6 protein-coding genes are annotated in these 10,726 nt (G+C 60.7%); 3 read left to right on the top strand and 3 right to left on the bottom strand.

The window, feature by feature from the left end:
- The first annotated feature begins 420 nt into the window (after positions 1–420).
- The 3 genes from ACV22W_RS31875 to ACV22W_RS31865 all read left to right on the top strand — a co-directional run bounded on the left by ACV22W_RS31875 (position 421) and on the right by ACV22W_RS31865 (position 3,612).
- Positions 421–1,539, top strand: coding sequence for an aminotransferase class I/II-fold pyridoxal phosphate-dependent enzyme (locus ACV22W_RS31875; protein WP_448023427.1), 1,119 nt, complete (start codon positions 421–423; stop codon positions 1,537–1,539).
- A 386-nt stretch (positions 1,540–1,925) separates the two neighbouring features.
- The gene (locus ACV22W_RS31870; protein ID WP_448023425.1) at positions 1,926–2,456 is read left to right on the top strand and encodes a hypothetical protein; all 531 of its coding nucleotides are present in this window, start codon (positions 1,926–1,928) and stop codon (positions 2,454–2,456) included.
- Positions 2,457–2,907: 451 nt separating this feature from the next.
- Positions 2,908–3,612 carry a cysteine hydrolase family protein gene (locus ACV22W_RS31865; RefSeq protein WP_448023423.1) on the top strand — a complete coding sequence of 235 codons (705 nt, stop codon included), beginning with the start codon at positions 2,908–2,910 and terminating at the stop codon, positions 3,610–3,612.
- A 143-nt stretch (positions 3,613–3,755) separates the two neighbouring features.
- Here ACV22W_RS31865 and ACV22W_RS31860 read toward each other — a convergent pair whose 3' ends face one another.
- The 3 genes from ACV22W_RS31860 to ACV22W_RS31850 all read right to left on the bottom strand — a co-directional run bounded on the left by ACV22W_RS31860 (position 3,756) and on the right by ACV22W_RS31850 (position 10,726).
- Positions 3,756–5,900 carry an AprA-related methyltransferase gene (locus tag ACV22W_RS31860; protein ID WP_448023421.1) on the bottom strand — a complete coding sequence of 715 codons (2,145 nt, stop codon included), beginning with the start codon at positions 5,898–5,900 and terminating at the stop codon, positions 3,756–3,758.
- A gap of 11 nt (positions 5,901–5,911) precedes the next feature.
- Positions 5,912–9,721: an AMP-binding protein gene (locus ACV22W_RS31855; RefSeq protein WP_448023419.1), complete on the bottom strand. Its 3,810-nt coding sequence runs from the start codon at positions 9,719–9,721 to the stop codon at positions 5,912–5,914.
- A 108-nt stretch (positions 9,722–9,829) separates the two neighbouring features.
- The gene (locus tag ACV22W_RS31850) at positions 9,830–10,726 is read right to left on the bottom strand and encodes an MBL fold metallo-hydrolase (RefSeq protein WP_448023434.1); all 897 of its coding nucleotides are present in this window, start codon (positions 10,724–10,726) and stop codon (positions 9,830–9,832) included.

Raw genomic sequence — 10,726 nt, 5'->3', positions numbered from 1 at the left:
GACCACCGGCATATTTTCAAGCGGGTTCATCAATGTTCCGCTTCGATCACCGTTCGCCACTGCAATGGCCACCCCCGACAACCCGACCAGACACCCAGCGAAAAGAACCAGGTTAATTACGTTCCTCATCTACCCTCTTCAATTGATTGAACACGACTTGACCGGGACGTCCGTCAAAAGACCGTCACGAACGCAACAATCACGCAACAGCATTGACGATTTCCGGCATACATTCATTGCTGCTCGAACAAATATGAAGCACGCATTCGTACAAGTAAATGAAATGACGAGTGCGCGTTCGCGTTGACTGCAACTACGTCGTATCGCATCCGGCGGCCCCGCTTCGGATGCGTCAAGATCACGCCCTTTCATCAATCTGATGTCATTGTTTGATGTCGATCGATCACGCGGGAGCAAGACATGAATCACACTCCATTCAAACTTGAGCGCTATTTTGCCGCCCACGAGTTCACGGCCAGGCACCTGCTGTGCAGTTCCGATCCTGAATCGATGTCGGTCAAAGCGTTGCTGGCGCTCGAACCGGGTGCTGAGCACGAACTACAGGAAACGTGGCTCGGCTATACCGAATATCCCGGCGCCCCCGCGCTTCGCCGCGAACTGGCGAAATGCTACGAAACGATCGATTCGGATCAAGTCATCGTGCACACGGGTGCCCAGGAAGCCATCTATTCGTTCGTCAACACGATGTTCTCGCCAGGCGACCATGTGATCGTGCACATGCCCGGCTATCAGTCGCACTACTCGCTGACTGCGGAACTCGGCATCACGGTGTCACCGTGGCGCGCGAGAGAAGCACATCGATGGTCGCTCGACATCGACGAGTTACCGACCCTGTTGCGTGCCAAAACGAAGGCCATCCTGCTTTGCGTGCCGCACAATCCGACCGGCTATCTTCCCACCCGCGAAGAATTCATGGCGATCGTGGCCTTTGCCCGTCGTCACGGGTTGATGTTGTTCAGCGACGAGGTGTATCGACGACTGGAACTCAGCGAAGACGACCGCTTGCCGGCCGCGTGCGACGTGTATGAGCGAGCCGTGTCACTGGGTTGCCTGTCCAAGTCCCATGGATTGGCAGGTTTGCGCGTGGGCTGGATTGCCACGCACGACCCGGAAGTGCTGTGGAACATGGGCACGTTCAAAGACTACCTCACGATATGCAACAGCGCGCCGAGTGAGTTTCTCGGCACACTCGCCGCTCGCCACACGGATACGCTGACACGTCGCGCCACCGAGATCACGCGGGCCAACCTCGTCGAGCTGGAACGCTTCTTCGACACCTTTCCAGGAACGTTCTCGTGGAGTAAGCCGAAGGCAGGCACGATCGCCTTTCCACGCCTGCACGGACACCTTGCCGACGCGTTTTGCTCCAGGCTGCTCGAGCAGACCGGGATTTTGCTGTTACCGAGCACGTTGCTCGATTACGGCAATGCAAATTTCCGTATCGGATTCGGGCGCCGGGACATGCACGCGATTCTCGAGAAATTTGCAGAGTTCCTGGAAGAATGCGGCGCGAACTGACGCTCGTAACAGAAAGTCACCCACTCACCGGCACCGAACACGGGGCGAGGCAAACGACCAACAGATCGGCCGGGCCCGCCGCGGCCCGCGGTCGCCCACGGTTGCCCGCTCGCACGCGTTCGCAGCCGCTTCGGACAGGCACTTATTGTCTGCAGTGAAACAAACTTCGCACAGGTTTCCATTTAAAATAGAACCAACCTGCACGGCTAATTATCGCATCTATCTTTATTATAAAATCATTTCTCTAACCTATACGAATTCATAAATACCGACCACAATTACAAATAAAAATTTGAGTTGAAAAAAATCTTATCGAGGTATACGCTGCATTTCGCTCGATTGGTCGAGCGAAATTCCACTTCATCACTGCCTGTATGGAGCAATCAATGTCTACCAAGTCGCAGGTCAATTTCAGTGAAAAAGAAAAAACCTACAATGCCATTGCCGGCCTGATTCTCGAGCATGATCGGGAACGGGCAAAACGTGTGAAGTCGGCGCATCCGGATCTGGCGCCGTTGTTCGACGACGCGCAGGAACGAGCTGTATTTCTCAAGGCATCTGGCACTTTCACGATTTCAGGGGACAGCAAGCTGTCCGTCATCAAGGTGGTTTGCTCGGATATTTCGTACGACCCGAACGAGACGCCCATCGCACTGCGACTGGTCGGCTCCATTACCGCGGACGTCTCAACCAATTTCTCGATCAACGTCGCAATGAGCGGCCAGACCATTCCGCCAGGTACGCTGCTGTCGGATGCGAGCGTGGTGCTCAATCTTCACATTGGAGCAGACAACACCACCGTCAAACTGAAATACAACGATCAGGTCGTCGGGTATTTCCAGGGTGACCCGGATTATTCGTTTTCGGATTTCAATCCGTCCTCCGGGATTGCAAAAATTACGCAAGCGAATGGCTAACCGTCGGTAGCCGAGATCCGTGCCGGGGTTTTCATGGCGCAACGCAATCGCACGAGAAAACCCCGTCGTGAAGAAGCCCAATGCGATGGGACCGGCCAGAGCGATTCAGCTGTACGACGCATTTTCGCGAGAACAGCATGGTGCTCGGGAATGAAGCGTTGACCCTGCAACCAATGCCGGAAACGGTGCATCGTCGATAACCTTTTCAACGCATGCCGATTCCCATTGCCATACGGGTGACGTACACGAATCGCACGAACGCCGGCACAGCACGTCGATCGCCTTCGATCCTGCCACCCACAGAATCAGTCAACCCTCCCGTTTCGCGAACCACGCTCTCACGTGGCGCCTGAGCACGCTCCGACACAAGAACGGGTGCAATTCGACCCGGACGGATCGACGCCGCCGACGTCGACGGGATGTAACGACAACAATATCGCAAGAGACCACGATGCCCTTCCGTTTGCCCGCGCTTCTCAAACATGTTGCAATCGGCCTTTCCATTGCGGCTGTCTCGATGCCATTCGCTTGCGTAGCAAGTGGCGAATCGCAGCAGACAATTCGTGCAATGTTCGGCCATCGACCGCCCGATCACCTCGATGCGAAGACAACCGCATTCGTGATCATTGACTTCCAGAAGGAATTCTTCAGCGGCAGATTGCCCCTCCCCGACGGCCACAAGGCGATCAAAAATGCACGGCGCCTCTTCCATCTGGCGTCGCTCAGGCACATGCCCGTGTTCTTTGTCCGGCAAATCGCGCCGGCCGATTCCGCCGTGTTCGCCGTCGGCAGCGAGACAGTGAAGTTCCAGGCAGGTATCAAACCGCGCCGCCGGGACACGATACTGCAGAAGAGCACGGTGAGCGTGTTCGCCAGCACCGATCTGGACAAGCGACTGAAAGCGGCACATATCAGGACGATCGTCATCTCCGGCCTGACGACGCATGCATCAGTCGCGGGCGCGGCGCGCGACGCCGGCACGCTTGGCTACCACGTCATCGTGGCATCGGACGCTTCCGCAACGCGCGGTATCGTGCGCGCGAACGGCGAGACGATCGACAAGGATACGTTGCAGCGCGCAGCGCTCGCAGAAATCGAGGATTCGTTCGGCAATGTCATGACCACGTCCCAGATCATGCGTTTGCCGGTTCGCTGACATCCCGTTCAAGCCATGTCCCCCGGCTCCTCGGCGCGCCGACCTGTTTTCGCGACGAGGTGCGACGCCGGGGGAGCGCAGACGCGACGCAGATGCAGCGCTGCCTGATGAAGACCGGCTGCTCCGAACTACCGGACGGATAGTCAGTCGGTCATCGCGTAGTCTCGACCGCCCATGTCGTTGATGTAATTCGCGATGCTGAAGAATCGATAGTCGCTCAGCAGGTCGGGGCCAGGAAACCCCTCGGGATGAATTCGCCCATGAATTGGCGTGCTCGGCGAAAGGCCGGCCAATGTCATCGCGAGCATGAATTCATTAAACGGCATCATGAACTGCCGCGACAGGAAATGCATCCCCCAATTGAACACCGAGGGCAACTGCTCGGTGCGCCTCCAGCGGCTCGCCGCGTTCGATGCATCCCGGCACAGGCTGGATGCCCAGGGGCTATGCCCTTCGACGATCAGGAACCCGTGCTTGGCGTGACGCTTCCATCGCGAAATGAACTGGATCAGGTCCGCCGCGACCACATAACCCGGAACGAGCCCGCCTGTGTCGCTATAGGCGACCCGGAATGCGCTCTTGAGTGCATCGAGCGTCATCGGTAGCCCGGCCAGATTGGATACGGTCAGGTTTCCCGAAAAATACTGATCCACGACCGCGGACAATCGGGAACGATCGACGGTGCGCAAGTGGCGCTCCAGGATCATGTCGGCCTGGTCCCGGCGCTTGATGACGAGCTTCCGGTTGTGAATCAGGAACATGAACGTATGCAGCAAGTCGTTCAGCTGCGCTGGCCTGAGGCTGCCGTCCGATCGCCGAACCGTAAGCCCGCTCTCGGCAACCGCGTCGTTGTAGCGCTCAGGTTGCGAGATATCGGCGGCGATCACGCGAACGTGCACGCCCCGCACGCCGTGCAACGCGGACAAGGTGGCCATCGCCCTGCCCCGGGCGGCTTCGTTATAGTCCGCGCCGACCACGATCAGCGGGTAGTCGTCGAGGTACCGTCCGCGCCGTGTCGAACTGAGGATGTACTCGGTCAGCCGCTTGAGCGCACTGCCATCACCGCATCCCATGTCCGCAATGCCCGCCGGCTGCCGCTCCAGCGGCGTCTCGTCGAACAACTTGTGCAGGATCTTGGTGGTGATGTCCTGGGCCGCCGGCCCGGATCCAGCACCGCTGGACGCATAGATATTCATGACACGGTCGATATGTCCGTCGCGGTCGATATCCAGTGGATCGGGATTGCCGAACAGAATCTCGTCGAGCACCGCATACGAGCGCAAATACGAAGCAGGCAGGCCGGCATAGGGTGCCGCGATCGGCCGATGAAGTCGCCCCGCATCCGTCAATCGGACCGTCTCCCGCTCGATGTCCATCATGCCGAATGTGCACATCAATGACAATGCGGCATGCAGCACGACCGGATTCGTCGCGCCCCATACGCCGACCGCTACACCGCCAGGCTCGCGATCGAGCATGTCGAGCATACCGGGCCCCACCTGACGATACTGTCCATCCGGCTTTCGCCTGAATACCGGCATGTCGAGCGCAACCCATGTGGGGCCGAGCAGCAGACCATCCATTGCCATGCGCAGCTGCTCGTGCGCCTGCCGTTCCACTTCGTTGGCAGGCGTCGGTAGTGTCCACCCGGCCACGCAAATCCGTGCGAGCTGCGCATACAGCGCGCTTTCGGCACTATCGATACGTATTTGATGACACAGTTCGTGCAGATGCTGAAGCGTTGCTGTCGCATTCGCCAGCAACAAGAACATCGGCCGCGCGCGCTCGACGCATCGCACAATATATTCGCCCGCAGGCGTCAGTGCGAACTCGGCATTCTCGTCGCTACCACTGAGGTTGAGCCAGCCGGCGAGGCTCAACAGATTCAACGCGCCCCACATCACGCCGAGATTGCGGGTCGGGTGTGGCTGGCGAATGAGCACCAGCGAGCGCATCGAGCGAGGCGTCCCGGCCCGAAGTCCACGAAATGCGCCTGCGAACGCTAGGCGCACGAGGGTCGGCACTAGCACGATTCCATTCGCCCAATTGCAGCTGCGGGTTCGGGCCATGATGCGCTGCGCGTCACGTTGACCGATGCGTAACGTGGCCATGTCAATGTCGCGCTGAATCCGCACCGGTGACTCCATTTTCAGCACCTCGACGCCGAGCGGCGTATTGGCCGACAGGCCGAGCAACTTGCGCGTTTCCTCCGGTTGTGCCTCAAGGTAGCATTCAAGCTGCTGGGCCAGGATATCGGGGCAACTCGTGAAATCGAATCGGATCGACATGATGGACACTCTCACAAGGCGGGTGAACGTACGGCGCGGGGCAAGCGCGCGTTCACGTTGTCGCAAACGGTTTGAGTGCGCCAGATTCGCGTTGCGAGATGCATTGCCAGCGAGCTGATCGAGGGGTAATCCCAGAGCGCGGACGCATCCACGGTCACGCTAAACGTTTCATTGAATTCCAGCGTCAGTTCGACCGCGAGGATTGAATCGAGCCCGATTTCCGCAAACGTCGTCGCGGGCGTGAGGCAAAGACGACGCGCCTTGAGCCGCTCGTCGAGCCAGTCGATCAGCCAGCGTTCGATTGAGTGGGCCAGTTCGCGATCGACGAGCCGCACCGGTTCAGTCGCGCCCGGGGATGACACCGCATCGGAACGTTCCCGGGCAGGCGTAGCCAGTTCATCAGCGCCCGACAGAGGCTCGTCCCTCGGTCGCAACAACGGGTCCAGATGCTGGCTGACCCCGGGTATGGTTTGCTCAATCGAGCCGATGTCGAGTTCGTTGTCCAACGCCCAGTCGTTCAACTGAACGGAAGTCGACAGCGCCGATCGCAAACGAATCTGCCGCTGGGCCGCCTCGATCGCCAATTCGTGCTGGCTTTGTGCCCAAGCAAGGGTGGCGTCGTCCACGTGCCGCCGTGCCGCCGCCTGCTCGACCACGGCCAGCAGCAACGCCCATTGCGCGACCGCACCGAACCAGTAGTCGACCCAGATGGCGGCGTGTGCTGCACCGCCGAGATTCGACGCGTTCGTCAGGCCATCATCGAGCATTTGCTCGCCGAGTTCACGCAACTCCAGGGCCAGCACTGCCGCCCCAAGGTGACGCTCCAGGTAAGCCGGCAGATCGTCGCTGCCATTCAGCAACCGGCTTCCCAAGTGAACCAGCAACGTCTCCGTCGGCCCTTCGAAAATGCGGGTCAGACGCGCATCGCGGAATATTTGCGGTGCAAGATTCGTTTCAATGTGGCCGCGCCCACCCAGGAACTGCATCATTTCGTCGACCGATTCCGATAGCAACTCCGAACCCAGGATCTTGGCAATCAGCAGGGCGTCTTCAGGAACCTCGATGCCGCTGTCGAGCGCACCCGCGAGATTGTCGACGAGGGCATTCAACCCGGCGATGCGATGGCGAAGCTCGCCGAGGCGCTGGCGGCTCAACGGATTGTCCAGCAGCAGGCCGGTGGCGATCTCGCGTCGCGCGCCATAGCGATGCATCAACTGCGCGCAGCGTTTCATCACGCCGGTGCAGATGGCCGCGATACCGAGACGTGCGGTGTTCATCGCCTCCTGCGCGACAAGCATTCCCTGCCCGGGTTCGCCCAGCCGACACGCATCGCTGATCAGTGCGCGATCAAGATGAATCGAGTTCTGGATCATCCCGCGCACGCCCATGGTCAGCTCTTCCGCGCCGATGCGCACGCCCGGCGTGCTCGGGCGCACGGCCAACCCGATCATCCCCGTGCCATCGGCCCGCCGCGTAAACACGTTGATGACACCGGCCCACGCGGATGATCCGCTCCAGCACTTGTGACCGGACACCAGCCAGTCGCCACGCTCGATCTGCCGGGCCCGCGACGTCATCGCGCGCGGATGGGAGCCCGCCCCGGGCTCCGTGATCGCGAATGCGGCCAGCATCCGGCCGGTCGCGAGTTGCGGCAGCAACTCGTCGCGCAATGCGGGTTGCGCGTGCCGCATGATCGGCACGATGCCGAGCGTGTTGTTCAGGCCGGCGAAAAAGGCCAGTGTCGAATCGATCGTCGCCAACTGCGACACGACACGGAGCATGTCGCGGTGCCCGAAACCCAACCCGCCGTATGACCGGTCGACCTGCATCCCGAGGATGCCGCGGTTGCCGAGATCCAGCGCGATGTGCGGTGGAATCGTGCGGCGCTCGTCGATCGATCGCGAATCGATCCGCTTGCGTGCGTAACATCTGAGCCAGTCAACCAGTTCGTCGACGCACGAAGCCTCGCGCACCGCATGATCGCCTGCCCCCGTTGAAACAGCCTTCGCTGATACCGCCGAATCGCATTCAAGGTGATCGCGCGCGGGTATTTGCATGCCGGAGGCCACATCCCAGCGCACGAGAACAGTCAACGCCCCGTCGGCCAGCTTGGCCCGGCATGCGCGTCGCCGCACTTTGCCGCTCGATGTCTTGGGCACACTGCCGGGAGATGCCAGAACGACCGTACTCGGCGCGATGCCAAGGTGATTCCAGATCGATTTTCGAATCGTATTGACAATGCCGTCGAGGTCGCCCTTGCGTTGCGTGCGCTCGACTTCCGCGACCACGATCAGGCTCTCGGCATCGTCCTGGTCGTCCCCGAAGGCGGCGCAGCCGTTGGGTACCAGCTCCCGCGCACCCGCAGTCACCACGTGCTCGATGTCCTCCGAGTAGTAGTTGCGCCCGGACAGGATCACCATGTTCTTCAGCCGGCCCGTCACGTAAAGTTCGTTGCCGCGTAGAAAGCCGAGATCGCCCGTTCGCAGGTACGTCTTGGTCCCGGTGTGCTTTGCGTCGGCCCGAAACGTCGAACACGTCAGCTCGTCGAGCCCCCAGTAGCCTGCGGCGACGCTCGGGCCGGCCACCCAGATTTCGCCGATCGTGCGGTCGGCACAACGCTCGCGCGTGTGCGGGTCGCACACGATGACCTCCTGAGCGCCGCCAGTGCTGCCCACACTGACCAGGATCCGCTCCCCCGGACGGTCCTGCAACTCGGACGATAGGCGAAGATTTTCGCCGCGTATCACCACGGATTGCTGTTCAAGCGCGCCTCGATCGATACAGACGGTTCGAATCGGCTGTGGCAGGTGTCTCCCGGTCACGAACAGCGTTCCCTCCGCCAGTCCGTAGCATGGCCGGAAACTCTCTGCGTCGAAGCCCGCCGCACCGAAGCGCCGAGCGAAGTCCGACAGGGTGCCTGCCCTGACCGACTCCGCACCGGTGTATGCAGCTTTGATGCAGCTCAGGTCGAGCGCTGCCCGCTGCTCGTCGGAAACCCGCCGGCAGCACATCCGATACGCGAAGTCGGGCGCCCCGGTGAGATCGGCCCCGTACTGGCTGATCGCCCGCAGCCACAAAAACGGATGCTGGATGAAGCGCTCCGGCGCCATCAGCACGCACCGGAAACCACCGTACAGCGAGGTCAGGATCGCACCGATCAGTCCCATGTCGTGATACGGAGGAAGCCAGCTGACCAACGTGCTCTGCTCGTCGGATACGAGCCATGTGCAAATCTGCCCAAGGTTATGCAGCAGGTTCGCATGCGTCACCATCACACCCTTCGGCGTACCGGTCGTGCCGGACGTGTACTGGAGAAATGCGATGTGAGACGGCGGTACATCGACCGGGGGGTGCGTCGGATCCATTGCGCAAGCAAGATCGACATCGAGCAGCTCGCAACCGGATGCCTCTGTGTCCACCAGCCACGCCGTGCAGCGCGTCAGATCCTCGGCCGAACACAGGATCGTAGCGGCGCCTGCGTTCATGACAATGCCGGCGATCCTCGCCATGTGTTGACGGTTGCGCGGTGGGTAGACAGGAACCGCGACGGCGCCCGCATACAGGCAGCCCATGAAGCCGCTAATGTAGTCGAGTCCCGGGCGACACATCAGCAAGACCCGATCGCTGATGCCGACCCCATGCTGTTTCAGCAGCGCGGCAATCCGGCATGCGTGCTCGTCGACGCCCGAGAACGTCATCGAATCCGCCTGTTCATTCTCCGGGGGGCCGCTCAGAAAAACATAGGCGGTCTTGTCCTCCATGTTGCGTGCGCGATGCCTGAGCAATTCATTGACGGTCGTCGGAAGGATTTCAGTTGTCATGATGGAGTCGATCGAGGAGTGGAAATGACGTGTGGCAGCCGATGCGCGCAAGACGAGCGAGCAAGACCTGAACGCCGGGCCGGCCGGCCCGATGTGACGCGGCTACACCTATTCCGTGCGATGGAACAGGTCGATCATGCGCGTCATGCTTGACAGGTGCAGATGGCGCGGCACCACGCGTGCACTGCGAGCCGCGTAACGTGCCGTCCAGTCGTAAGCAAGCGCCCGAGCAGCGTCTGCATTGCCACGGACAGCACGCGCGTGTGCCTCGCACGCGTCGAGGCACGCGCGCGCATGCCGCACCGCCGAGCTGGCGGAATCACCGATCAGCACACCGTGATGACCGAGTGCCAGCCGACGCGTGTCCAGTTGCTCAATGAGATCAAGCGAGTGACGATAGGCAAACGGATCATGAAAAACCAGCGGCAGCCAATCGGTCGGGCCATGGAGTTCGCCGATCGCGTCGGACACGAATGCAATGTCGAGTTGCGGGCAGTAATAGCCGACCTGGCAACGGCTGTGCCCCGGCAGCGCCACTACCCGAATGTGCATCCCGTCACCGATGTCGAGTTCTCGGCCGGGATTGACCGGGTAGAACGGCAATTCGGACAGGCCCGCGAATTCGGTTTCGGCGCATGGTGCCCAGGCCTGCGAGGCCAACCTGTCGAGGTGACATATCGTCCGGCACGCCGATGGACTCTGGAACGCGTCGAACGTGTCGGGCGATCCCGACACGTGAATCCACGGCATGCGCGACTTCAGCGTGAGCAGCAAGCCGCAATGGTCGTAGTGCGAGTGCGTGATCAGCCAGTAGCGCAGGTGCCGGATGCCGCCATGGTCGCGCAGCAGTGCGTGGAGTTGCCGCCAGACCAGCGCCGTCATACAACTCAGGCCGCCTTCGATCAAGGTGGCGGCCTCGTCGTTGACGATGACATACAGCGGCACGTCACGCGTGCCGATCATGGCCAGATGCGAATCGATCCAGCCCGGAGTATCGTTCAGCAT

The organism is Burkholderia sp. AW49-1 (assembly GCF_053427845.1).
The sequence above is the reverse complement of the archived record's forward strand: the minus strand, read 5'-3'. Positions and strand labels throughout refer to the sequence as shown.